21 protein-coding genes and 1 tRNA gene are annotated in these 24,978 nt (G+C 59.8%); 12 read left to right on the top strand and 10 right to left on the bottom strand.

The genetic code is table 11. The features are described 5' to 3' along the window. The first annotated feature begins 70 nt into the window (after positions 1-70). Both ispD and ispF read left to right on the top strand, forming a co-directional pair. Complete coding sequence (gene ispD / locus ACSQ83_RS14605) at positions 71-784, top strand: 2-C-methyl-D-erythritol 4-phosphate cytidylyltransferase (protein WP_436228631.1); 714 nt, start codon at positions 71-73, stop codon at positions 782-784. 40 nt (positions 785-824) lie between these two features. Next, positions 825-1,316, top strand: a complete 492-nt coding sequence (gene ispF / locus ACSQ83_RS14610; protein ID WP_436228632.1) for a 2-C-methyl-D-erythritol 2,4-cyclodiphosphate synthase — start codon at positions 825-827, stop codon at positions 1,314-1,316. An 82-nt stretch (positions 1,317-1,398) separates the two neighbouring features. Here the strand turns inward: ispF and ACSQ83_RS14615 are convergent, their stop codons facing one another. The 4 genes from ACSQ83_RS14615 to ompR form a co-directional block, all read right to left on the bottom strand. After that, positions 1,399-1,923 (bottom strand): carboxymuconolactone decarboxylase family protein, encoded by a 525-nt coding sequence (locus tag ACSQ83_RS14615; protein ID WP_414948511.1) that lies wholly within the window; start codon positions 1,921-1,923, stop codon positions 1,399-1,401. A 104-nt stretch (positions 1,924-2,027) separates the two neighbouring features. Continuing rightward, positions 2,028-2,576 carry a peroxiredoxin gene (locus ACSQ83_RS14620; RefSeq protein WP_414948512.1) on the bottom strand — a complete coding sequence of 183 codons (549 nt, stop codon included), beginning with the start codon at positions 2,574-2,576 and terminating at the stop codon, positions 2,028-2,030. Positions 2,577-2,801: 225 nt separating this feature from the next. After that, a complete protein-coding gene (locus ACSQ83_RS14625; RefSeq protein ID WP_414948513.1) occupies positions 2,802-4,163 on the bottom strand; it encodes an ATP-binding protein in 1,362 nt (453 codons plus the stop codon). Between the two features lie 55 nt (positions 4,164-4,218). Next, positions 4,219-4,944, bottom strand: a complete 726-nt coding sequence (ompR, locus tag ACSQ83_RS14630) for an osmolarity response regulator transcription factor OmpR (RefSeq protein ID WP_031359745.1) — start codon at positions 4,942-4,944, stop codon at positions 4,219-4,221. 177 nt (positions 4,945-5,121) lie between these two features. Here ompR and ACSQ83_RS14635 point away from each other — a divergent pair, with 177 nt between their 5' ends. The 3 genes from ACSQ83_RS14635 to ACSQ83_RS14645 all read left to right on the top strand — a co-directional run bounded on the left by ACSQ83_RS14635 (position 5,122) and on the right by ACSQ83_RS14645 (position 8,697). Continuing rightward, complete coding sequence (locus ACSQ83_RS14635; protein ID WP_436228633.1) at positions 5,122-5,688, top strand: hypothetical protein; 567 nt, start codon at positions 5,122-5,124, stop codon at positions 5,686-5,688. Between the two features lie 223 nt (positions 5,689-5,911). Further along, complete coding sequence (locus tag ACSQ83_RS14640; RefSeq protein ID WP_436228728.1) at positions 5,912-7,471, top strand: DUF1800 domain-containing protein; 1,560 nt, start codon at positions 5,912-5,914, stop codon at positions 7,469-7,471. Positions 7,472-7,479: 8 nt separating this feature from the next. Further along, the gene (locus tag ACSQ83_RS14645; protein ID WP_436228634.1) at positions 7,480-8,697 is read left to right on the top strand and encodes a DUF1501 domain-containing protein; all 1,218 of its coding nucleotides are present in this window, start codon (positions 7,480-7,482) and stop codon (positions 8,695-8,697) included. A gap of 460 nt (positions 8,698-9,157) precedes the next feature. On the opposite strand, the gene ACSQ83_RS14650 is transcribed toward ACSQ83_RS14645, so the two are convergent. The 4 genes from ACSQ83_RS14650 to ACSQ83_RS14665 form a co-directional block, all read right to left on the bottom strand. Beyond that, positions 9,158-10,051, bottom strand: coding sequence for a squalene/phytoene synthase family protein (locus ACSQ83_RS14650; RefSeq protein WP_436228635.1), 894 nt, complete (start codon positions 10,049-10,051; stop codon positions 9,158-9,160). A 1,004-nt stretch (positions 10,052-11,055) separates the two neighbouring features. Next, entirely contained in the window at positions 11,056-11,859 is an 804-nt protein-coding gene (locus ACSQ83_RS14655) for a transglutaminase-like domain-containing protein (RefSeq protein WP_436228636.1), read from the bottom strand. 28 nt (positions 11,860-11,887) lie between these two features. Further along, complete coding sequence (locus ACSQ83_RS14660) at positions 11,888-12,769, bottom strand: transglutaminase family protein (protein WP_436228637.1); 882 nt, start codon at positions 12,767-12,769, stop codon at positions 11,888-11,890. 240 nt (positions 12,770-13,009) lie between these two features. Next, positions 13,010-13,789: a sigma-70 family RNA polymerase sigma factor gene (locus ACSQ83_RS14665; RefSeq protein WP_436228638.1), complete on the bottom strand. Its 780-nt coding sequence runs from the start codon at positions 13,787-13,789 to the stop codon at positions 13,010-13,012. A gap of 195 nt (positions 13,790-13,984) precedes the next feature. On the opposite strand from ACSQ83_RS14665, the gene clpP (ACSQ83_RS14670) reads away from it, so the two are divergent. Continuing rightward, positions 13,985-14,587: an ATP-dependent Clp endopeptidase proteolytic subunit ClpP gene (gene clpP, locus ACSQ83_RS14670; RefSeq protein WP_414948520.1), complete on the top strand. Its 603-nt coding sequence runs from the start codon at positions 13,985-13,987 to the stop codon at positions 14,585-14,587. A gap of 84 nt (positions 14,588-14,671) precedes the next feature. Here the strand turns inward: clpP (ACSQ83_RS14670) and ACSQ83_RS14675 are convergent. Beyond that, positions 14,672-14,758: transfer RNA gene (locus ACSQ83_RS14675), tRNA-Leu, on the bottom strand. Positions 14,759-15,072: 314 nt separating this feature from the next. Here ACSQ83_RS14675 and ACSQ83_RS14680 point away from each other — a divergent pair. The 3 genes from ACSQ83_RS14680 (at position 15,073) to ACSQ83_RS14690 (ending at position 19,455) form a co-directional block, all read left to right on the top strand. Beyond that, on the top strand, positions 15,073-15,495 hold the full coding sequence (locus tag ACSQ83_RS14680; protein WP_436228639.1) for a DUF2946 domain-containing protein: 423 nt from the start codon (positions 15,073-15,075) through the stop codon (positions 15,493-15,495). A gap of 103 nt (positions 15,496-15,598) precedes the next feature. Then, positions 15,599-18,004, top strand: coding sequence for a TonB-dependent receptor (locus ACSQ83_RS14685; protein WP_436228640.1), 2,406 nt, complete (start codon positions 15,599-15,601; stop codon positions 18,002-18,004). A gap of 44 nt (positions 18,005-18,048) precedes the next feature. Further along, positions 18,049-19,455, top strand: a complete 1,407-nt coding sequence (locus ACSQ83_RS14690) for a PepSY-associated TM helix domain-containing protein (protein WP_436228641.1) — start codon at positions 18,049-18,051, stop codon at positions 19,453-19,455. 46 nt (positions 19,456-19,501) lie between these two features. Here ACSQ83_RS14690 and ACSQ83_RS14695 read toward each other — a convergent pair whose 3' ends face one another. Continuing rightward, entirely contained in the window at positions 19,502-20,671 is a 1,170-nt protein-coding gene (locus tag ACSQ83_RS14695) for a glycerate kinase (protein WP_436228642.1), read from the bottom strand. A gap of 518 nt (positions 20,672-21,189) precedes the next feature. Here ACSQ83_RS14695 and tig point away from each other — a divergent pair. From tig to clpX, 3 genes are all read left to right on the top strand, one after another. Beyond that, a complete protein-coding gene (tig, locus tag ACSQ83_RS14700) occupies positions 21,190-22,545 on the top strand; it encodes a trigger factor (RefSeq protein WP_414969194.1) in 1,356 nt (451 codons plus the stop codon). Between the two features lie 147 nt (positions 22,546-22,692). Further along, positions 22,693-23,346 (top strand): ATP-dependent Clp endopeptidase proteolytic subunit ClpP, encoded by a 654-nt coding sequence (gene clpP / locus ACSQ83_RS14705; RefSeq protein ID WP_414948526.1) that lies wholly within the window; start codon positions 22,693-22,695, stop codon positions 23,344-23,346. A 285-nt stretch (positions 23,347-23,631) separates the two neighbouring features. Continuing rightward, on the top strand, positions 23,632-24,903 hold the full coding sequence (gene clpX / locus ACSQ83_RS14710; protein ID WP_089159577.1) for an ATP-dependent Clp protease ATP-binding subunit ClpX: 1,272 nt from the start codon (positions 23,632-23,634) through the stop codon (positions 24,901-24,903). Positions 24,904-24,978 lie beyond the last annotated feature (75 nt).

Here is a 24,978-nt window from a genome sequence, read left to right on the forward strand (position 1 = left end):
GGACCGGCATGGTCGCGATGGTCCTATTATAAAATCCGGGCTTCACTTTTGACTTGGGCGTTTTCAACTCGTGACTTCCCGCCTGTTCGCCCTCATTCCGTGCGCCGGTTCCGGCAGCCGCTCCGGTGCACCGATGCCGAAGCAATACCAGACTATCGGTCGCCATCCGATGCTGCGTTATTCGCTCGCCGCCTTCGACGCCTGTTCCGAATTTGCCCAGACGCTGGTCGTGCTGGCGCCGGGCGATCATCATTTCGATGACCGCCGTTTCGCCGGCTTGCGCTTCGCCGTGCAACGCTGCGGCGGCGCGACGCGGCAAGCGTCGGTGTTCAACGGGCTCGCCGCGCTGACCGGTTTCGGCGCGCGCGACGACGACTGGGTGCTCGTGCACGACGCGGCGCGCCCCGGGCTCACGCCGGAGATGATCCGCAGACTGGTGAGCGAGTTGAAGAGCGACCCGGTCGGCGGAATTCTGGCGCTGCCGGTGGCTGACACGCTCAAGCGGATCGAAGCCGAGGGGGTAGCGCACACAGAAGGGCGCATCGCCCGCACGGAGTCGCGCAACGGCTTGTGGCAGGCACAGACGCCGCAGATGTTCCGCCTGGGCATGTTGCGCGATGCAACCACGCGAGCGCAGCAGGACGGCCACGATCTCACCGACGAAGCCAGCGCCATCGAATGGCTCGGGCACGCGCCGCGGCTGATTCAGGGAAGCCTGCGCAATTTCAAGGTGACGTATCCGGAAGATTTCGCGCTGGCGTCCGCTATGCTCGGCGGCGCTTGACGCAGCAATTTGATTTGCCCTTTACTTTCTAGGACTATCGATGGATTTCAGAATCGGACAAGGCTACGACGTTCACCAACTGGTCGAAGGCCGGCCGCTCATCATCGGTGGGGTCACTATTCCCTACGAGCGCGGGCTGCTGGGTCATTCGGACGCTGACGTGCTGCTGCACGCAATTACAGATGCGCTGTTCGGCGCTGCTGCCATGGGCGATATCGGCCGGCATTTTCCCGATACAGACGCGGACTTCGCCGGCGCGGATAGCCGGGCGCTGCTGCGCGAAGCCTTTTCGCGAGTCTCGGAAGCCGGCTTCGCGATCATGAATGTCGATTCCACGGTGATTGCGCAGGCCCCGAAGCTTGCACCGTTTATCGAAGCGATCCGGGCGAATATTGCCGAGGATCTCGAACTGCCGCTGACTCGGGTGAACGTGAAAGCCAAGACGAACGAGAAGCTGGGGTATTTGGGGCGCAAAGAGGGCATCGAAGCGCAAGCGGCCGTGCTGCTGATGCGCACGGGTATCGACGCCTGAGTTTTCACGCGCCTGAAAAGCAAAACGCCACGTTTAACTAAACGTGGCGTTTCTTTAGTCGCAAGCTCGACCCTTCTACCGTTTAGTTGCCTTCAGCGGTGATTGCCAGCTGAGCAGCGTTGATCACAGCGGCGATCCGGCCTACATCGCGCAATTGCGTCGTGCTCATGCCCTCGCCAACGAGGTTTTCATAGTGCGACTTCACGCAAAAGTGGCACTTGCCAACAATCGATGCCGCCAGCGCGTACATCTCGAAGCGACGTTTATCGACGCCGCCATGCGTTGCGTATGCGTTCATGCGAAGTGCTGCGGGCTGCGTCTTCAGATCGGCGTTATCGGCCATTTCCAGGTACGGATACCAGACGTTGTTCATGCCCATCAACGCGGCTGCGGTCAACGCGCCATTCGTTTCCTCGGCCGACAACACGCCTGACGCGCGGATGATCGCGACAATCTTCGACGCCTTCGCTGCAAACGCGGCCGCCAGCGCGACGCCGACCGCGTCATTGCCTTCCAGCGATGAACGCGCAATCGTGCCATCCACGTTCAAGCGGATGTCTTTTGCATAATCGGGAATGAGTTCTTTAATCGATGCGAGGAATTCCATAAATTTCTCCTATCCAGTAATCGATAAAAAAGCCCGCCGGTTCGAGCTTGACTCGGAACGCTGACGGGCCGGGGCGAAAGCCATCGGGCTTTCGCCAATACAACTTACAGCGTCGAACCGCCGACCGCGCGATTGCACGGGCACAGTTCGTCCGTTTGCAGGCCGTCGAGAATACGCAGGATTTCTTCCGGATTACGGCCGACGTTCAGGTTGTTCACCGAAACGTGCTGAATCACATTGTCCGGATCGATAACGAACGTTGCGCGCAGCGCCACGCCAGCTTCCTTGTCGCGGATGCCGAGCTGGTCGATCAACTCGCCCTTCACGTCGCCGAACGAATAGTGGTTCAGCTTGCTCAGGTCCTTGTGTTCCCGGCGCCATGCCAGTTTCACGAATTCATTGTCCACGCTGCCGCCGAGCAACACAGCATCGCGATCGGCGAAATCGCTGTTCAGCTTGCCGAATTCGACGATTTCTGTGGGGCAAACGAACGTGAAATCCTTCGGGTAGAAGTACAGGATCTTCCACTTGCCAGGGAACGACTGTTCGGTGATGTCTTCGAACGCCGACACGCCATTTTCTTCGTGATTATTGAAACCCGGCTTAGCAGCAGTAACGGTAAACGCTTCAACTTTATCGCCCACGGTCTTCATATGAATACTCCTGTGTTCGTTGGAAGAGGAAATCAAGACTAACTGATCGCTGTAACGCTCACATGACGCAGGATCAAACTTGCTGGTGAAGCTGATGACTGCGTTGAACGACCTTCATCATAACTCTATTAACTATCTATTTCAATAGATTTTGACTAACAAACCGGATAGCTTTTTACGAATGGACCGATAGCGTTTTCTTGAAACGATCGGCTAACGCGCGGCCTAGCGGAAGCTACTGCGCTTTTCCATCGCCGGGAAGTCGATGGTCACCTCGAACCCCGCCTGCGGATGGCGGTTGCGCAAGCGCAAGGTGCCGCGCTGCCGCGTGACGAGGCGCTGCACGATCGCCATGCCGAGGCCGGTGCCGTTCGCTTGCGTGCGCGCAGTGTCCACGCGGTAAAACGGCCGGGTAATCAGCGCGACCTGATCTTCGGGAATGCCGCGCCCTTCATCCAGTACCGACAACTCCACGCGTCCGTGGTTGACCCGCGTTTGCAGCGTGATCCTCGCGATATCGTCCACGGCGCTGCGCCCGTACTTGCGCGCGTTTTCCAGCAAATTGCCGATCACGCGCCGTACGTCGGTGGGATCGCCTTCAACGATCGCGCCCTGAGCCAGGTCGGTCTTCATCAGCACGCCGTCTTCCGCGTAGAAACGCGCGGCCATTTCCCCGCCGATCAGAGAGAGATCCACCGCTTCGGCCATGCGCTGCATCGGCCGGGCGTAGTCGAGGAAGCGCCCGATGATCATGTCCATCTGTTCGATGTCATCGACCATCGCAAGTTTCGTCGCTTCATCGGAAGGACTCATTTCGGTTTCGAGCCGCAAGCGCGCAAGCGGCGTGCGCAAGTCGTGCGAGATGCCGGCCAGCATCAGCGCACGGTCGGCGTCGAGCTGCTCGAGGTCCTGCACCATCTGGTTGAAACTGCGATTGGTTTCGGCGGCCACGCCCATGCCACGCTCGGGCAGCGGCTCAGGCGATTGCCCTGAGCCGACCCTGCGCGCCGCGAGCGCCAGCCGCGCGAACGGCCGGTTCACCAAACTGGTAATGAACGCCGCGCCGAATAGCGACAGCGCGAGCGCAAAGACACCCCAGCCGGCCCATTGCAGACCAGTGACGTTATCGAGCTGATCGCGATCGAGCGCCACCCAGTAATCGTCGTCGTCGATCTTGAAGCTGATCCAGACACCCGGGATATCGTTGACCGATTGCGCGATGACCGTGTCGTTGCCGAGCCGGCCGCGCACGTCGTGCTCGATCAGCCGGTTCAGCGACTCGTCGGGCTGCAGGCGATATTTATCGGTGGTTTCGCGCGGGTACACGCGCACTCCTTCGTTGCTCTCCAGATCCTGCAGCAACGCGCGGCGCAGGTCGGGATCGGAATAAAGGAGGGCGGTGCGGGTGAGCTTGACGACCGCGACGAGTTGCAGCGCCACGCGCTGTGCGCGCGGTTCGCGTTCGATCACGCGGAAGCTCTGGAACCATGCGGCGATGCTGACCGCAATCAGCAGCGCGATCAAGGCGAAGGTCCGCCAGAACAGGCCGCCGAACGCGAGCGTCAGTAGCCGCCTGTCAATCCGCATGGTGTGCTGATGCTCTTGCTGGTGGCGCGCACGGGGCGCGTTGGTCAGAACTCAATCAGGCTGCGCCGTCGGGGATAAAGACATAACCGAGACCCCACACCGTCTGGATAAAACGGGGGCTACTCGGGTCCGGCTCGATCAGCTTGCGCAGTCTTGAGATCTGTACATCGAGGCTGCGGTCGAAAACTTCGTACTCACGGCCGCGCGCCAGTTCCATCAGTTTTTCACGCGACAGCGGGGCACGCGGATGTCGCGCAAATACCTTCAATACCGAGAATTCGCCGGTGGTCAGCGGGATTTCCTGGCCGTTCTTGGTCAGCGTCCGCGTGGCGAGATTCAACGCAAATTCGCCGAACTCAAAGACTTCAGTGGTTTCGGACGGCGCACCCGGCAGTTCCGACGGTGACTGGCGACGCAGCACGGCGTGAATCCGCGCGACGAGTTCGCGCGGGTTGAACGGCTTTGGCAAATAGTCGTCCGCGCCCATTTCCAGGCCCACGATGCGGTCGACGTCCTCGCCTTTCGCGGTGAGCATGATGATAGGCGTGCGGTCGTTGCTGCCACGCAGGCGACGGCAGATCGAGAGTCCGTCTTCCCCTGGCAACATCAGGTCGAGCACGAGCAGGTCGAAACGTTCGCGAACCCAGAGCTTGTTCATCGACGGCGCATTTTCAGCGACATAGACGTTGAAGCCCTGTTCGCCGAGATAACGTCGCAGGAGATCGCGCAAACGGGGGTCGTCGTCGACTACGAGTATTTTTGAGGGATTTTTGGTTTCCATGCCCGCATCTTAGCGCGATTAGAAAGAGAGCCTAGTTTGCTCCTTTTCTGAGGTAACAGATAGTTACAAAATTTACGGCGAGTGTGGCACGACATAAAGGTTCTATGCGTACACTCCTTTACCCAAGCCCGTCATTCGGTGGATACTCCATTAGTACAACGATTGCGCGTCAGTATCATGGCGGCATTAACCGTCAATACTGGCATGACACGCAAGCACGCCAAAGAGCCTGAGACTGTCCGGTTGTCGAGCAACGAAGGGAACAACATGAAGGGAGCGCGGCGGCGCATACCTGTGCGCACCAAGCGCATCATCCGACTAACGCTAATCGCTAGCGCGTTTTACGCCGTGTTTGCCGCGCGTACCGCTCTGGCGCAACCCTCTTCAGCTACCAATCGCAGTTCGTCCGCGTTCGATCGTCCTGATTCGTCGATGTCGTCGTCTTCATCATCTTCGTCGCCAGCTTCGTCCCGGTATTCGAATCCAGAGGTCGAGAGTGCGGATTTCAATTCGCAACAGACCCGGAAACGCTTCGATGGCCGCTTCATGCGCGCGCAACATCGGATGCAAAAGCCGGCTAATGGGAATCGCGACCCGCAACTGGCCATGCCGGCCATGGCCCCGCCGCCAAGCGATCCGCAACCGCCCGAGCGGCCTCCGCGGCATGGCGTGATGACCGCCGATGAACGGCGGCTGCTGCGCCAGCATATTGAAGAAGCGGTCAGGGATCTTTACAAGAGATAAGGCCTGTGCAATGGCGCGGCCTTTGCGGGTCCGCGGAGCCGGATGCCGAAGTGGCGCCGGCGGTCAACGGGCGCCGACAGCGCGCCGTTGATTGAGATAGCACGGCCACCGGACTCGCTCCTTGATACACCCCTTCAGGTTTACCGATGTCCACATCGCACGCGCTTCGGATCGGCGCGAGCGTGGCGTGCGTATCGTCATGCTGGTTATCGCGTTGTGTTTGATGCTCACCAGCGCGCTGACGGCTCAGGCAGAGCAAAACAACACGCCGCGCCGCGTGCGCAACGTACATAGGACGGAAACCACGGCAGTCGATGCCGATCCGCTCGATGCCACCGACGCCCGCTTCCTGCTTACTCGAACAGGCTTCGAAGCAGACGCCGCCGAGGTTGCCCCGTTGATTGGAATGACCCGCAAGCAGGCTGTTAATGGGTTGCTTGCGGGCGCTCGTGCGGAAGCTTCGGTACCACCGCCAGCGTGGGTCACGGAGCCGATTCCATCGGTTGAAGTGCGCCGTGCCTGGACGCAGGACGAGCGGCGCGATGACCAGCGCGAACAAAGCCGTCGCTACGATGATTTGCGCGGCTGGTGGATACGCGAAATGGTGACTACGCGTTCGCCGCTCACCGAGCGCATGACGCTCTTCTGGCACGATCACTTTCCGTCGGGTGAAGACAAGGTTCACTATCCGCAGCTTATGTTCCGGCAGAACGCGTTGTTGCGTCGCGACGCGCTCGGCAATTTCGGCGACTTGCTGCATGCGGTGTCGAAAGATCCGGCCATGCTGCAATATCTCGATGTCGCCGGCAGCCGCAAAGGCCGCCCGAACGAGAACTTTGCGCGCGAGGTCATGGAGTTGTTCACGCTCGGCGAAGGACATTATTCGCAGCGTGACGTGACCGAAGCCGCGCGGTCCTACACCGGCTGGGGGCTCGATCCGAATACGCTCGCTTATCAGTTCAATCCGAAAATCCACGATGACGGCGACAAGACCGTCCTCGGTCAGAAGGGCAATTTCGATGGCGATCAGGTTCTCGACATCCTCCTCGCGCAACCCGAAACGGCGACGTTCATCACGACCGAATTGTGGCGCGAGTTCATCTCAGAGACGCCGGACCCGGCTCAGATCACACCGATCGCCGATCGTTTTCGCGCGTCGCGTTACGACATCAAGACTGCGTTGCGGGGACTGTTTTTATCGGAGGCGTTCTGGGATGAGCGCAACCGCGGCGTGCTGGTCAAGTCGCCTGCGGAATTCGTGGTTGGCGCTGTGCGCGAGTTTGATATAGGTTATGCCGATCAGGACGCAACCGCGCTTGGTGCCCAGGTGCGCAATTTCGGCGAGAACCTCTTTTATCCGCCGAACGTGAAGGGCTGGCCCGGCGGCGAAAACTGGATTAACAGCTCCACGTTGCTCGCGCGCAAGCAGTTCATCGAACAGTTGTTCCGGGCGACCGAAGCACATGGCATGCGCCCGGCGGCGGCCAATGCGAAGACGAGCGCGAAGCTGGACTCAGTGGCTGACAAGACGCAAAGCATGATGACCAGCGCCGCGATGAAACCCGCATCGACGCAAAGGTCTCATCCGGGCTTGCGTTTCGATCTCGACGCATGGCTCGCGCGATACAAGACGACGCCTGACGCGCGCCCGGACTTGTCGACGCAATTGCAAATGCAGCGCGCGGTGCTGGCGGTTTCTCCGGCGGACGCCACAGAGCCTGATGTCACCAGCAGTGCTTATTTGCGCGCTTTGCTGATGGACCCTGCGTACCAGTTGAAATAGGCGACCTCATGAACCGACGCGATTTCCTTTCGATGACCGGCGCAGCCGGCGCCTTTGCGTTGGCGCCGTCGGCATTTGCCGCAGCAGGCCCGCTTCCGGTCGAGATGCGTTCGACCGGCTATGGCAATGTGCTGATCCTGGTCGAACTGAAGGGCGGCAACGACGGCCTGAACACCGTGATCCCATTCGCCGACCCCGCTTACGCCACGTTGCGTCCGGGGATTGGCATCAAGCGAGAACAGGTCATCCAGCTTGACGAGCGCACGGGTTTTCATCCGGCGATGCAGCCATTGATGCCGCTCTGGAAAGACCGGCAACTTGCGATCGTGCAGGGCGTGAGTTATCCGCAACCGAATCTCTCGCATTTTCGATCGATTGAGATCTGGGATACCGGTTCGCGTTCCGATCAATATCTGCATGAGGGCTGGCTCACGCGCACATTCCGTGCGCAACCCGTGCCGACCGGATTTGCTGCTGATGCCGTGGTGATCGGCAGCGCGGAAATGGGGCCGCTTGCGAACGGCGCGCGCGCGGTCGCGCTCGTGAATCCTGCGCAGTTCGAGAAGCAGGCGCGGCTTGCGACGCCGGTATCGCTGAAGGAACGCAATCCTGCGCTCGCGCATATCTTGGATGTAGAAAACGAGATCGTGAAGGCGGCTGACCGGCTGCGTCCGCGGGCTGGTCAGTTCGCGCTCAAGACGCAATTTCCGGGCGGTGCATTTGGGACGTCGATCAAGACCGCGATGCAAGTGTTGGCCGCAACCGATACCTCCGCCGGCGTGCCGCAAAGCGGGCAGGGTGTTGCGGTGATCCGCTTGACGCTTAATGGTTTCGATACGCATCAGAACCAGCCGGGACAGCAGGCGGCGTTGCTGAAGCAGTTATCGGAGGGAATGGTGGCGATGCGCTCGGCGCTAGTTGAACTGGGCCGATGGAACGAGACGCTGATCATGACCTATGCTGAGTTTGGCCGGCGGCCGCGAGAGAACCAGAGCAATGGGACGGATCACGGCACGGTCGCGCCGCATTTCGTGATGGGTGGCCGCGTGAATGGTGGGCTTCATGGAGCGGCGCCGGAATTGGGAAGATTGGATGGGAATGGCAATTTGCCGGTTGGCGTGGACTTCCGTCAGATGTACGCGACTGTGCTGGGACCGTGGTGGGGAATGAATTCTAGTGCAGTGCTGGGCCAGAAGTTCGAGACGCTGCCGTTGCTGCGGGCGTAGACCGCGCGGCGGCTTGCCAAGTTCGTGGCTTCGTTCCTTGGTTGGTTATCCGCGGATAGCGCGGGGTGCACCTTGGGCAGGTTCAATCACTGGTGGCGAAGCGTGGGGTATCCGTGTTCGGAGAAAGAGGGGTTCACACATCCGTGGCTCTTGCGAGCACCGTGCTTTTGGGGCACCTATGAAATGGAACTGCACGCTGTGGACACTTAGGGTAGAGCGGTGAAAGCGTTTTCTTTGCTTCGTTTCTTTGTCGCTTTGGACAAAGAAATGACGCGCTGCCACGCGCAGTGGCTAATAGTGATAAAGAAATCAGCCAACATAAAACGCGCAAAAACCTAAAAAGCAGCAACCCGGCACTGAACCAGACCGCTAACACAAAAACCTGGCAACCCGGCACTGACCCTGACCAAAATCCCAAGCCCGCAACCCCCAAAAAACCGTCCACCGGCGCGAGCAACCCCTACCTGATCCGCCAACTAATCCAAAGCTTGCGAATAGGCGTAAGCGCAATCCTTTGATGAAGCACCTGAAAATTTTCGCGTTCAATCTCGTCGAGCAGAGCTAGTGATAAAGCCGCTTGCGTACGCAGAACGCGCTGCGTGGCGCGCTCGTCTGGAGGGATTGCGGCCAGAGACTGCTTAAGCGCTTCCCTTGCACGGTTAGTTTGAAAGCGCATGAGCTCATTAAACGCATCGCTGTATTTGCGATTGATGAGATCTGCGGCCGTAACATTAAAGCGCTGCATCTCGTCGATAGGAATATAAATGCGCCCATGACGCGCATCGTCACCCATTTCGGCGATGCGTTCCGCGAGCATCAGTGCCGTGCCAAGCGAGTTAGCCCAGCCCGGTGCGTCGTCGGGACGGTGCGCACTCGCCCGCGCGATGATTAACGCAAACTCGCCACCGACGTTATCCAGATAGCGCCGCAAACCCGTCCAGTCGAGATATCGCGCCTGATCGAGGTCCATGCTGAAACCATCGGCCATATTGTTGATTGATGCCCGTCCTTGCTCGTCGAGAACCGGCGTATTCGCCTGATGTGCAGCGATCGCCTTCGTCACCGGATGCGCGGGTTCGCCGCCGAACAGGCTGGCCAATTCCTTTTGCCACCAAGCGTGTTTCGTGCGACCAATGGTCGGATCGCTCGTTTCCTTGACGGTGTCCTCCAGCTCCCGGCGCAATGCGTAAAACGCGGTCAGGAGCGGCCGGCTGGCCAAGGGCGCACGACGCAGGGCGTAGTACGTGCTGGAGCCATCGGGTGCGGCTTTTTGCTGGCAGTAGTCGTCGAAATTCACGGCAATGGAAGGTGATGACGGCGTAAGCCGATCGGTCCGGGCCAGAAAAAAAGCCATTGAAACTCAATGGCTCGCGCGTGTTCTGGAGACTGGACAGGTAACTGAGGAGTCTTTTTCGGAGCGGTGAAATCTACTTCACCGCCCGCAATATTCAGCGCGAATTATCCCCCGGATGCGAATGTGCTGCAAGACGGCCCGGAACGGGTGCTGCCTACGCGGTGACATCAACCCGTTCCTCACCACGCGATGGCGATTGGGGTCAATGCCGGGGTGCTAGGTTCTGGCGTTAGCGGTCTGGTTCAGTGCCGGGTTGCTGCTTTTTAGGTTTTTGCGCGTTTTATGTTGGCTGATTTCTTTATCACTATTAGCCACTGCGCGTGGCGGCGCGTCATTTCTTTTTCCAAAGCGAAAAAGAAACGAAGCAAAGAAAACGCTTTCACCGCTCTACCCTAAGTGTCCACAGCGTGCAGTTCCATTTCATGGGTGCCCCAAAAGCACGGTGCTCGCCAGAGCCACGGATGTGTGACCCCCTCTTTCTCCGAACACAGATACCCCACGCTTCGCCACCAGTGACTGAACCTGGCTAAGGAACACCCCGCGCTATCCGCGTGAACCATCCACCAAATTAATACGCTTGACGAACCACGTCGCCAGCCCACCAAGAAACGGAGTCTCAAAAGCGCGTGAGGCCGTGCCGGTCCGTGGAACACGGGTGCTTGCCCGAGAGCGTACGGGGCGAAGCGTTTTACTGTCAGGATTCGCGAGAAGGAGGGTTTCACACATCCTAAGCTCTGGCGAGCACCGTGCTTTTGGGGCACCCATGAATAAAAACTGCACGCTGTGGACACTTAGGGTAGAGCGGTGAAAGCGTTTTCTTTGCTTCGTTTCTTTGTCGCTTTGGACAAAGAAATGACGCGCCGCCACGCGCAGTGGCTAATAGTGATAAAGAAATCAGCCAACATAAAACGCGCGAAGACTTGGAAAGCAGCAACCCGGCAAAGAACCAGACCGCTAACGCCAAAACCCGTGCACCCATTAGATATCCAAACAAAACGGGCTCACTACTCCGCCTCGCAGACTACATCGAATTTGAGCAGCTTGGTGGGACCGAAGGTATTGCTGATCGCGACATCGGCGGCATCGCGGCCTCGCGCCATCAACACACGGCCCATTCGCGGCACGTTGTTGCGGGCATCGAATGTCTGCCAGTTTCCGCCGATAAAAGCCTCGAACCACGCCGCGAAATCCATGGTGGTGTATGGCGGCGGCATGCCGGCGTCGCTGATATACCCCGTGCAGTAGCGCGCCGGAATATTCATCGCGCGACACAACGTGACGGCCAGATGCGCGAAGTCGCGGCATACGCCCTGACGCTCGTTAAACGCTTCCCACGCTGTCTTGGTCGGGCGCGCGTGTGCGTAATTGAACACAATATGGGTATGCACGAAATCACAAATGGCCTGCACGCGCGGGCGTCCCAGCGGCGTATTGCCGAACGTTTTCCACGCGAACTCTGACAGCAGGTCCGTTTCGCAATACCGGCTGCCGAGCAGGAACACAAGGCATTCGTTCGGCAGGTTTTCAACGGGATGCTGCTCGCCATCCGGCCCGGGCTTTTCAAATTCGGACGCCACTTCAAGCAACGCCGACGTCGACAATGCGATCTGGCCTTCGGGCGCAACGATCCGGCTGCACAGGTTGCCGAAGCCATCGCGATACTGCGAGATCGGCACGGGCGGATCAACGACCAGCAGATCGGCGAGCAAGACCTGGGGAGCAAACGAGAAATGCGTGTTCAGCATGAGAAGCATGGGTGTCGGTTGTTGACACTCGTAGACCAGCTCGTAACCAACGCGGAGTTTCATGAGAGTGGCCTTTCTATGGAAGAGGACATCAGCGGTTCTCGGTCACGCTGACCTCGACATCGAGGCTGCGGAATGAGCCGGGCTCGCCGTTCCAGGTTCCCCATAGCGGGAGGGCCTGATGGTGGTCCCAAGCAACCGCGACGCGGATGAGATGACGGTTGCCGATTATGCTGTTGGTCGGGTCGAAATCGACCCAGCCAGCACCGGGAAGGTAAATTTGCAGCCACGCGTGCGTGGCGCCGCCGCCGCGCGTCGCGGTGACCGGGTTGACTTCAGGCACGAAGATATAACCGCTGACAAAACGCGCGGCCAGACCCAGCGAGCGTACCGCGTCCATCATGAACACGGCGAAATCCCGGCAACTGCCGGTGCGCAGGCGCAGGGTATCGGCGGGACGATTCACGCCTTTTTCCGTGCGGCGGACGTACTTGAAGTCGTCGTTGATCGCCTGGTTGATCTTGCGCAAAAGCGCCATCGTGCCCATGGATTCACCGGGCGTGACGAAGCGTTTTGCCCACGCATCGACATCGCCATCCGGCTCCGGCCGATTGCGCGCGTTGACGAGATCCGACGCTTCCTCGTTCGTGTATGCAAAGGGGAACGTGGCGGCGTAGCGCTCGAGCGCGTAGTCCGGTTGCGGCGTTTCGAAGTGCTCGAGCTTGACTTCACTTTCGAATGTCAGCTCCGTTGCCTGGCTATCGAACGTGGCGACGGCCACCGAGTTGTCGAAGATATCGTGCAGCCAGCGCAAGCGCGCCGGCTCCGGCGTGATCTTCAACTGCATGGTGACGAGGCGCAGGTCGTGGCTGGACCTTGGCCGGAACATCATTCGATGCTCGCCGAAATCGACCGGTTCCGAATACCGGTAGATGCTTGTGTGCCGTACGGTAAAGCGTTGTGGCTCGTTCACTTGACGGTACCGTTTAAGCGAAAACCAACAGGCAGGAGGCCGCTGGTCAACGTGCTCTGCGGCCCTACCGCGACAGTCGCGGCCTGATTGCTGAAAGCCATTGTGGATCCTTGATGGAGGTGGCTGGACGTCCCAGACACCAGTTTTCAGGATACACGAGACGGTTCAAGTGAAAGAATTCGTTTGCGGCTTGGCTGGCGGCCTCGCGCGGGCGTTTTGCCGCGCATGGCCGCCGCGGTCTTAGGCGAGGACGAGCGGGGAGGTGCGTTCTCGGCCGACAGTCGAGGACAAGTCGATGCGGCCGATCCGCAGCCGCGCGATCAGCGCATGCGTCAGTTGGGCAGCCTGCTGCTCGGCCATCGCTGTCACGGACACTGGAGCCACTGGAGCGGCCGACGCCGTAACAAGCGTCAGCGCGACCAGCGCGTTGACATCCTGACGCGCGATGGCATCGAGTAGCGACTCGATAGCGTCATCTTCCTGCGCTGAATGCGTTGCGTCGATGGATTTTCGATCGTCGCGCACCCGGTCTTTCGCGCGATGCACGATTTGCCGGCAATGCGCGGCGCTCCGGTTAAGTATCTTCGCGATACTCGCGTAGTCCGCCTCGAACGCCTCGCGCAGTAAAAATGCTACTTGTTCTTGCGCCGACAGCCGGTCGAGCACGAGGCGCATTCCGTACGATAAATCCGATACCCGTTCCGCGAGTGTCTCAGCTGACAGAGCATGGTCGAAGGAACCGAAACCATCCAGTTTGTCGATATCGCCGGGCAACGATGCTTCATGTTTCAGCCGCCGCAAGCGGTCGATAGCGGACCGTTTCGCGACCGTCGCGAGCCATGCGGCGGGCGTGTCCAGCGCGTTGTGTCCCGTGGCGGCCACCGCGCGCTGATGCAGATGCCATTTGACGAACGTGTCCTGGACGACGTCCTCGGCGTCCGCGCGCACGCCGAGGATCCGGTAAGCGAGCGAAAACAGCCGTGCGCGCGACGCCTCGAAGATATCCGTATCACCAGTCATGCAGGTTCCCCTCAATTACGCGCGTTTGCGATGTATTGGCCGTCAAGTACTTGGCCTGACGTCCGGCGCCACGCGGATGTGACAGCCCCCAAGCAAAAATATATCGCGTGAACGGGCGTCACGCACGGACGGCCTTGCGCGTCATATCGGTTGAAGGCATTCACAACGGGCAAAAAGCAAAGGAACCGCAACGATATGAATCCCCAAAACCTGGGCCTCGTGCCGACCGTCATTGAGCATTCGGGACGCGGCGAGCGCGCCTACGACGTCTATTCGCGGCTGCTGCGCGAACGCATCATTTTCCTGGTGGGACCGGTGACGGACCAGACGGCGAGCCTGGTTGTCGCGCAATTATTGTTTCTCGAAGCAGATAACCCCGAGAAGGACATTGCGCTGTACATCAATTCGCCGGGAGGCTCGGTCTACGACGGCATGGCGATCTTCGACACCATGCAATTCATCCGGCCGGACGTGTCCACGCTGTGCACCGGATTCGCCGCGAGCATGGGGACCTTCCTGCTGACGGCGGGCGCGAGGGGCAAGCGTTATGCGCTGCCCAACGCGCGCATCATGATCCACCAGCCTTCGGGCGGCTCGCAGGGCACGGCGGCCGATATCGCCATCCAGGCCAAAGAAGTGCTCTATTCGCGCCGGCGCCTGAATGAAATCATGGCGGAGCGCACGGGGAAGAGCGTGGAGCAGGTCGCCACCGACACCGACCGCGATAATTTCATGTCGGCGGATGAGGCGCGGGAGTATGGGCTGATCGATGAAGTGCTGGCGCAGCGAGCCGCTTGAGCCGGGGCCGCTCGTTCAGCCAGGAAACCAGCGGTTAAAATGACGAAGCCTCGCAGTTTTCACTGCGAGGCTTCGTTTTCAGCTTGGTGCGTGAGGTCGGACTCGAACCGACACGACATTGCTGCCGTCAGGACCTAAACCTGGTGCGTCTACCAATTTCGCCACTCACGCGCGTTTGTGCGGCTAGTTTAAAGCGGGTTCTTAGAGCCTAGCTCCGCTTGATGCAACCTCGGGAAAGCGAATTTCCCGGCGACGCAGGTGCGTGCGTCGCGCCAAGCCCGGCATTCTAACCGAATCGATGGCCGATGTCTCCATGTGCAATCTGCACGCGGCGTGCCTGCGAACCCGGCCCAATGCGCACCAAAGCAATACATCGACAATCGCTGCCCGAAACCCCCGAACCGCATTGCATCGCGCAGACGGCGTGCTTACAATCGGTTCTCATTCTCGTTTGCCCATCCGCGGCTGAACTTACCCTGATCCTGATGAATCGCACTTCGCGCAATCGCCTCGTTGCATGGCTCGGCATGGCCGCCATGTGGCTGGCTATTGTCGCACCGGTGATTAGCCAGACGCTGGCGTCACGTCAGCAAGGTGTCGATCCGCAAGCAGCGATCTGTTCCGCCGATGCTCTCGCGCAAATCGTTTCATCGGCGCTTTCCACACCGCCGCAGACTGCGGTTCAAAGCCACGAACAAACCGGCCATCACATGGCCGGCGCCGATTCGTTCGACGTCTGTTCGTATTGCGGTTTGCTGGCGCACAACGTGCCGCTGACATCGGCGCCGCCTGCAGCATTGGTGCGGGTCGAACGCGTCACGCGCCTCGCTGCCGCGCCGGTCGCGCAAGTCGTTTACGTCAAGTCGTTCAACGCCGCGTCTCCGCGCGCGCCGCCCATCGTTTCCTGAAGTCCGTCCGTATCGACCGTCCTGCCTATTTGCCATGATCGCGCGCGCCGTTTGAGCGCCCGTGGCCGGCCGGTCTGCGTCCACTCATTCAGGATTTTCTTCGATGCTCAAGCTCCTCAAGCGAGCATGGCAGCCGTCAGGCCGCCATGCCGCCGCGCGTTCGCACGCGCTCAGGTTTCATGGATTCACACTACAGCGCCACGCCTGCGTGCCCTTGTCCCTGCTGGCGCCAGCTTTTGCTCTGGCTGCCCCCGCAGCGGCCAATTCGGAAAGTCCACCCGATCGTCGAGAAACCGACGCCATCCAGCTCGCGCCGGTAGTCGTCACCAGCACCGCGGGTTCATCGGCACGTTCCCCGCTCGATCCCAACCTTCCTGCCACGACCGCGACGGTCACCGCCGACCAGGCGCAATACTGGAACGTGGTCACGCCGGAAGACGTGCTGAAGTACGTGCCGAACATGGCGGTGCGCAAGCGGTTTATCGGCGATGTGAATTCGCCAATCGCCGTGCGCGGCACAAGCAATTCGCAAACGGCGCGCGGGCTGGTCTACGCCGACGGCTTGTTGCTCAGCAATTTCCTCGGCAATACGTTCACGTTCGCGCCGCGCTGGTCGATGGTGTTCGCCGACGACATCGCGCGCACCGACGTCATCTACGGGCCATATTCAGCGCTGTATCCCGGGAATTCGATCGGCGCGACGGTGGCCATCACCACGCGCATGCCGGAGAAGTTCGAAGCCGATGCCCACGTCCAGGCATTCAGCCAGCACTTCGATCTGTTCGGCGTGAATCGCAGTTTCAACGGCACGAATTCATCGGCGACTATCGGCGATAAAAACGGCAAGCTGTCCTGGCTGATTGGCGTCGATCATTTGGAAAATACCGGTCAGCCGTTGCAATTCGCGACGCTGGCGGCATCGGCTATTCCAGCGAAGTCGACCGACCGGCCCGTGGCGGGCGCGGTTTTTTACAACGACCAGAACAACACCCGCACGGCGGTGCTGGGCGTGACAGCGGAAGGGATCGAGCGGACGTTCCAGGACCAGTTCAAGCTGAAGCTTGCGTACGACCTCACGCCTACTTTGCAAGCCGGCTTTACGCTCGGTTACTGGCATCAAAAATACAACAGCGATACGCAGTCGTTTCTCCGCGATGCCGCCGGCAATCCGGTCTACAGCGGCCTCGTCAATATCGGCGGCTACGAATACAACCTACCGGCCGCCACGTTTGCGCCGAGCCAGGGTTCGAGCGAGAACTTCCTGTATGGGTTGTCGCTGAAAACACGGAACGCGACCGGCTGGAACGCGGAGGCCATAGCGTCATATTTCGATATCACGCAGAGCATTGCGCGCACCGCGAATTCGGGCGTGCCGGGCAATGGCGCGGGCACGATCGCATTCGGCGATGGCACCGGTTGGAAGACGCTCGACCTGCGCACGACATGGACGCCGGCTTCGCCCACCGCGGGTCTGGGCGCGCACTGGCTGTCATTCGGCTACCACTACGACAACTATTTTCTCGATAACGAAAACTACAACACGCCGGCCTGGCGCGACGGCGGCGGGACGTCATTTGCCAACGCGTTCGGCGGACGAACCGAGACGCAAGCCGTGTACGCGCAAGACGCGTGGCGGCTCTTGCCGCGCTGGAAGTTCACTTACGGCGCGCGCTACGAGAACTGGAACGCGTACGACGGCACGCGAGCCGTTGGCGCGACCTCGCTGAATTACGCTGAAGTCAGCCAGAGCCACTGGTCGCCGAAAGCCTCCCTGTCCTTCGATGTCACGCAAGACCTGTTGCTGCGCGCATCGATAGGACGGGCGTACCGGTTCCCCACCGTCGGCGAGCTGTTCCAAGGGCAGATCACGGGGTTATCGATCGTCAACAACAACCCGAACCTGAAGCCGGAAGACGATCTCTCGAAGGAACTGACGGCTGAGTGGCAACACGGTAACGGTGTGTATCGATTCACGCTGTTTCAGGACGACGTGAAGAACACATTGTTCAGCCAGACGAACACGACCGTAATTCCGAACATCACGAATTTTCAGAATATCGACAAGGTGCGTTCGCGCGGTATCGAAACAAGTTACGAAGGGCAGGACGTGCTGATTCGCGGCCTGGACCTCACGGCGGGGCTGGCGTATACGCAGTCGAAGATCATCGCGAACAGCGGCAACCCGGCGTCGGTGGGCAAGTACTTCTACCGGATCCCGTTGTGGCGCGCGAACGTGGCTGTCACATGGCGTGCGACGAGCCAGAGCGCGATCACAGTTGCCGCGCGTTATTCGGGCCGCGAATACAACACGCTTACCAATACCGATACGAACCCGGACACCTACGGCGGCACGAGCACGTACACCGTTGTCGACGCCAAATTCACCTTCCGTCCGACGAAGCGAACCGAGCTTGGCATCGGCGTGGATAACCTCTTCGATCACCGCTATTACGTGTTCCATCCGTACGCGGGACGGACGGTTTATGTCGAAGGTCGAATCGGGATTTGACGGCTGGTTTGGGTTTGCAATCTACTCATTGAAGGACATCTCACATGCAACCAGCATCTCTCTCCGATGCACGCATAGCCGCGCGGCATCGTTTGTTATGGCGCTGGCATTTCTATGCCGGCTTGTTTGTCATGCCGCTGCTGCTGGTGCTCGCGATCACCGGCACGTTGTACTGCTTTCAGCCGCAGATCGAGCCGCTGCTGTATCGCGACCGCATGGTCGTCGATGCCCGCGCCGAGCCGCGTCTCAGCCAGCAAGTCTTGCTCGCGAAAGCGACGGCCGCTGAACCGCGCGATGCCGTGCCGACCACTGCGGTTATCAATGCCGATCCACGCCGCAGCGCCGAATTTGTGTTCCGTCTGCAGGCAGGATCGAGCGAAAGCGTCTATCTGAATCCGTACACGGGTGAGGTGCTGGGCAGGCTGAGCGTCGAGAACCGCTTGATGAAGCAGATTCGCAATGTGCATCGCGGATTGATGCTGGGAAAAACCGGCGAGATCCTGATGGAACTGGCTGGCTGCTGGACACTCGTGATGATCGGAACAGGCATTGCCTTGTGGTGGCCGAAAGCGCGCCAGGCGGGCGGTCGCTTTGTGCCGCGGTTGTCGTCGCTGAAAGGCCGTGCGTGGTGGCGTGAATTGCATGCGGTCGGCGGTGCATGGCTCGCGATTGGCGCGCTGTTCTTTGTGCTCAGCGGCTTGCCGTGGTCGAGCACATGGGGCACGCAATTCAAGGCGATGGCAACGTCCGCGCAGCTGGGTTATCCGCAAGGGGCGTGGGGCAAGCCGCATGTCCATTCCGCGAAGCCCGCGATGGACATGACCGATCCATCGATGGCCGGCATGAAGATGGATGATCTGCCGTTGCCGCAGACACCGTGGGCAGTGGGCGCGACGCATGTTCCTGACAGCACGGCTGGTGCAACGGACGCCACCATTCCGCTCGACAAGGTCATTGCGTCGGCAGCGCAAGCGGGCGTCAAGGATGGCTACGGCATCGCATTGCCGACCACCGCCGATGGCGTGTACACCGTGTCGTACTTTCCATCCGATCCGCAGGATGAACGCACCTTGCACATCGATAGATACAGCGGCCAGATTCTCTCGGACATCGCGTATCGCGATTACGGGCGTGTCGCGAAGTGGATTTCGTATGGGACGTCGCTGCACATGGGGCGTTATTTCGGCGTTGCGAACCAGATACTCGCGTCGTTCATCTCACTCGGACTTGCTGCGATGTCGATCAGCGGCTTCGTGATGTGGCGCAAGCGCAAACCGGGCAGGGCGATCGGCGCGCCGTCGAGACCGGTTCTCAATCCACCGATGCGCGCATGGGTCGGCGGCCTGACGGCACTCGGCATCGTCTTCCCGATGATGGGTCTGACGATGCTGATCGTGTGGATATCGGACCGCATGCTGTTCAGTCCCGGCAGGGTTGCCGGCACGCGGTAACTACCCAAATAAACGCGGCGGCCAGCAAGTCGCCGGCCGCGGCAACTTACCTTGAACCGAACTTCAACCGCGTCAGTTGTTCGGCTTCGTTTGCCAGCAGGGCGGCGGCGTCGCGGATTGCGACCTCTAGCGTGATCGGGCCGGGTGCGGGAGAAAAACAGCCGCTGAAATGCTCCGACAAACGCGGCAAGGCGGCCGGATCAATAGCGCCTGACAGCAGCGACGCTTCCACGCCATGCGCACGGGCGTGCTGACACGCGATGAACGGCGCCTTGCCATGCAGCGTCTGCACGTCCGAACGTCCTTCGCCCGTAATCAACCAGTTCGCGCCATCGAGCGCCTCGTCCAGCCCAACTTCGCGCGCGACCACTTCCGCGCCGGCCTCGAAACGCGCGCCGAGCATATGCAGCGCAAAGCCGAGCCCGCCCGCCGCGCCGGCGCCGGGTTTATCGCGTCCGGTGCGCTGGAGCGCCGGTTCAAGCAAATCAGCAAAATGCCTAATCGCTGCATCGATGGTCGCAATCTGATCGGGCGTCACGCCTTTCTGCGGCCCGAAGATCGCCGTTGCACCGTGCTCGCCGGTGAGCGGATTGTCCACGTCGGACATGCCGGTGAATTCGGCTTCCAGCACACGCGGATCGAGCCCACTCGCATCGATGCGCGCAATTCGCGCCAGTTGCGAGGGCACCGGTTCGAGCGGTTTGTTATCTGCATCGAAGAGTTTCAGGCCCAGGCCCACCAGAAGCCCCGCGCCGCCGTCGTTCGTGCTGCTGCCGCCCAGCGCGACATAGAACTTGCGCACGCCGAGATCGAGCAGTGCGCGGATCGCTTCGCCCATGCCGAGCGAACTGCGCTCGGCGACCGGCACGGCCATGCCGTCCGGGTCCGTGATCCCCACGACTTCCGCCGTTTCCACCACCGCGCTGCCATCCGCCAGCAAACCCGTTGCGGCTTGGCGGCGCTTGGCCGCCGCACCCCGTACATCGATCAAACGACGTTCGCCGCCTGCCGCGAGCATGGCGTCGAGCGTGCCTTCACCGCCGTCGGCCATCGGCACGATGCGGATGACGGCATCGCTGCGCGCGCGCCGGATGCCGCCCGCAATCGCGTCCGCGACCTGTTCGGCGCTAAGCGAACCCTTGAAAGAATCCGGAGCGATCACTACAACGGGAGAAGGCGAGGAGGCGGAAAAACCGGCAGGTTGGGAATTGGGCATGATGTCTCAAGTTATGAATTTGCTTGAAATCTAGCGACACGGCCCGAATTAATCAAACCTTATGCGTGTACGGCATGCTTTCGATGCGCGCAGGCAATGCAACCCGCGCTGCCATTGCCCGAACGCGCGTTCGGAAACGAGTCGGGCGGAATGCAACCGGAGCAGCGTCACGGTGTCCGTGGACCGTAAAATTCGCACCAAAAGCGCCCAAATGGATTGAATTTGGCAGTGAATTTGCCAGTATTTGGCAGAGCAAACCCTCATCCGCCGCGACCCTTGCAAATAGTTTGGTAAAATGTTTGGCTCGGTTGACTCAAACCGGCGCGTACGGCTTCCAGACACGGCTTGGCGGATCTACGGTATTGAGCGTTGGCGGTGTTTGCCAATGATCTCAGTCAGGCTGCTTGCATTGTTCAGGAACCACTGTGTGCCGTGCGCCTATCGTGGCGCGAGATCGAACCAGAACTGACCAGACACACGAACCCGAATACTCGATTTACTCTAGGACGATAGAAGCCATGGCTAACGTTGTTGAAAACCTCGGCAAGCTGGAACGCCGTGTGACGATTTCCCTGCCGAAAGATACGGTGCAAAAGGAAGTGGATTCGCGTATCCGTCAGCTGGCGAAAAACGTGCGCATGCCGGGTTTCCGCCCGGGCAAGGTACCGCTCAAGATGGTGACGCAGCAGTACCAGGGTCAGGTTGAAGCCGAAGTGCTGAGCGACAAGGTAGGCAAGGAATTCTTCGACGTCACGCGCACCGAAAACCTGCGCGTGGCAGGCCAGCCGAGCTTTGCGCCCAAGGGCGGCGAAGTCGCTGGCGAAGCGGCCGAATATGCATTCGACGCAACTTTCGAGGTATATCCGGAAGTGAAGATCGGCGACGTGGCGACGGCTGAAATCGAACGCACGGTCACGACCATCTCGGAAGCCGAAATCGACCGCACGCTGGAAATCCTGCGCAAGCAGCGCGTGCATTACCACGCACGCGGCGAAGGCGGCGAGCACGGTGACGGCGGCGCGGATACGGCAGCTAAAGACGGTGACCGCGTCACCATGGACTTCGTCGGCAAGCTCGACGGCGTGCTGTTCGAAGGCGGCAGCGCTGAAGACTTCACGTTCGTGCTGGGTGAAGGCCGCATGTTGCCGGAATTCGAAACAGCGGCGCTCGGCCTGAAGGTCGGCGAGTCGAAGGAATTCGACCTCAAGTTTCCCGACGACTACCACGGCAAGGACGTGGCCGGCAAAACGGCTCAGTTCACCATCACGATGAAGAAGATCGAATGGGCGCACCTGCCGGAAATCGATACCGACTTCGCGAAATCGCTGGGTGTGGAAGACGGCGACACGACGAAGATGCGCGGCGAGATTAAAGACAATCTGGAACGTGAAGCCAAGCGCCGCACGCAGCAGATCGTGAAGAACCAGGTCATGGACGCGCTGCTGAAGATTTCCGAACTCGACGTGCCGAAGGCGCTGATCGAGCAGGATCAGCAACGTCTGGTTGAAATGGCACGTCAGGATCTGCAACAGCGCGGCGTGCCGAACGCAGCGGACGCTCCCATCCCCGCAGAAATGTTCGCGGAACAAGCTGAACGCCGCGTCAAGCTGGGCCTGGTTCTGGCTGAGCTGGTCAAGAACAACGACCTGCAGGCGAAGCCGGAACAGATCCGCGCGGAAGTCGACGAATTCGCGAAAAGCTACGAGGACCCGAAGGAAGTCGTCCGCTGGTATTATTCGAATCAGCAGCGCCTCGCCGAAATGGAAGCGTATGTTGTGGAGAGCAACGTCGTGGACTTCGTGCTCGGCAAGGCCCGAGTGAGCGACAAGGAAGTAAGCTTCGAAGAATTGGCCAGCGCGACGGCGCAAGCGTAAGCAGCGTCGACAAGGCGTGCAGGGCCGTCGAGGTGACGGGCCGGCACGCCTTTTTTGCATTTCGGTTGCCGGTCTTGTTGCCCGGTTGTGCCGTTTTTCGGATGTTCCTTTGTCGTTCAGTATCCCTATTCCGAACAAGGAAATTGCATGACCTTTCGCGCTCAATTACTGGACACGCTCGCGTCGAACGCGCCGCATGATTTCGAAACCAAGGCGCTCGGTCTGGTGCCCATGGTGGTGGAAACGAGCGGCCGCGGCGAACGTGCCTATGACATCTATTCGCGCCTGCTGAAAGAGCGACTGGTGTTCCTGGTCGGCGAAGTGAACGACCAGTCGGCCAACCTTGTGGTCGCGCAGTTGCTGTTCCTCGAAAGCGAAAACCCCGACAAGGACATCAGCCTGTACATCAACAGCCCGGGTGGCTCGGTGTCGGCTGGCATGGCCATTTACGACACCATGCAGTTCGTGAAGCCGGACGTTGCTACGTTGTGCATGGGACTGGCCGCGAGCATGGGCGCTTTCCTGCTGGCAGCGGGCGCCAAGGGCAAGCGGGTTGCGCTGCCCAACTCGCGCGTGATGATTCATCAGCCGCTCGGCGGCGCGCGTGGTCAGGCATCGGATATCGAAATTCAGGCACGCGAAATTCTGTACCTGAAGGAACGTCTGAACCAGTTGCTCTCGCACCATACGGGTCAGCCGGTGGAACGTCTTGCACGCGACACCGACCGCGACAATTTCATGTCCGGCGATGACGCGCAGGCGTACGGTATCGTCGATCAGGTTCTTCACAAGCGTCCCTGAGCGGCGTCCATAGGCGCCTTTAACCGGCGTCGAGCCGGTCGTTGGGGACGGGTTGGAAACTGACGGGCCGGCTGTTCCGTTTTTGTCCATACGGACGTTGCGATTTCGGGCCAGACCGCCAACGGCGGGCGCGGCAACCGAAGCCGCGCGTCAAGGCTGGAGCCAACGCGGAAAACGGCGTCAAAGCACACGCCACACGCGCTTTCAGCTTACGCAGAGGCCATTTCTGCGTAGGTGAATTGAGCGGCGTATTATGTAATCGAGTGTCCGGAGGCTCGCACATCCATGGCGGACAAAAAAGGTTCTAACAGCGAAAAGCTGTTGTATTGCTCGTTCTGCGGCAAGAGCCAGCACGAGGTCAAGAAGTTGATTGCAGGTCCTTCTGTGTTCATCTGCGATGAATGCATCGACTTGTGCAATGAAATTATCCGCGACGAAGCTGCCGGCGCGGCGGAAGAGGCTGGCCTGACGAAGTCGGATCTGCCGAGCCCGCAAGAGATCAGCGAGATCCTGAACCAGTACGTGATCGGTCAGGAGCGCGCGAAGCGGATTCTTGCAGTGGCCGTGTACAACCACTACAAACGTCTTAAGCATCTCGAGAAGAAAGACGACATTGAGTTGTCGAAGAGCAACATCCTGCTGATCGGACCCACGGGTTCGGGCAAGACCTTGCTCGCGCAGACGCTTGCGCGCATGTTGAACGTCCCGTTCGTGATTGCAGACGCAACCACGCTCACGGAAGCCGGTTATGTAGGCGAAGACGTTGAAAACATTATTCAGAAGCTGCTGCAGAATTGTAATTACGAAGTCGACAAGGCTCAGCGCGGCATCGTTTACATCGATGAAATCGACAAGATCAGCCGTAAGTCGGATAACCCGTCCATCACGCGCGACGTGTCGGGCGAGGGTGTTCAGCAAGCGCTGTTGAAGCTGGTCGAAGGCACCATGGCTTCGGTTCCGCCACAGGGTGGCCGCAAGCACCCGAACCAGGACTTCATCCAGGTCGACACCACCAATATTCTCTTCATCTGCGGCGGCGCGTTCGACGGCCTTGAAAAGGTCATCATCGATCGTACGGAAAAGACCGGCATCGGTTTTGGCGCGAGCGTGAAGAGCAAGAAGGATCGTGACGCGGGTGAAGTGCTGCGTGAAGTGGAACCGGAGGACTTGATCAAGTTTGGTCTGATTCCTGAGCTGATCGGCCGTCTGCCCGTGGTGGCGACGCTCGGCAAGCTCGATGAAGACGCGCTGATCAAGATCCTGACCGAGCCGAAGAATGCGCTGGTGAAGCAGTATCACAAGCTGTTCAACATGGAACGTGTGGACCTGGAGATTCGTCCGGGCGCCTTGAAGGCCATTGCGTTGAAAGCAATCCGTCGCAAGACGGGTGCGCGCGGTCTGCGGTCCATCTTGGAACAAGCGCTGCTGGATGTGATGTACGAACTGCCGGCAATGAAGGGTGTGAGCAAGGTTATCGTAGATGACAATACAATTGATGGCGACGGCAAGCCGCTCTTGATCTACGAAGACACGCCGAAGGTAGCAGGTTCTAACTGAGTTGGGCTGTGTGTCGGCGAAAAGCCGTTCATGGCAACGTGAACGGTTTTTTGTTTATTTTTCGGATATCTTGTG

Source organism: Caballeronia sp. LjRoot29 (genome assembly GCF_964252755.1).
Classification (GTDB): domain Bacteria; phylum Pseudomonadota; class Gammaproteobacteria; order Burkholderiales; family Burkholderiaceae; genus Caballeronia.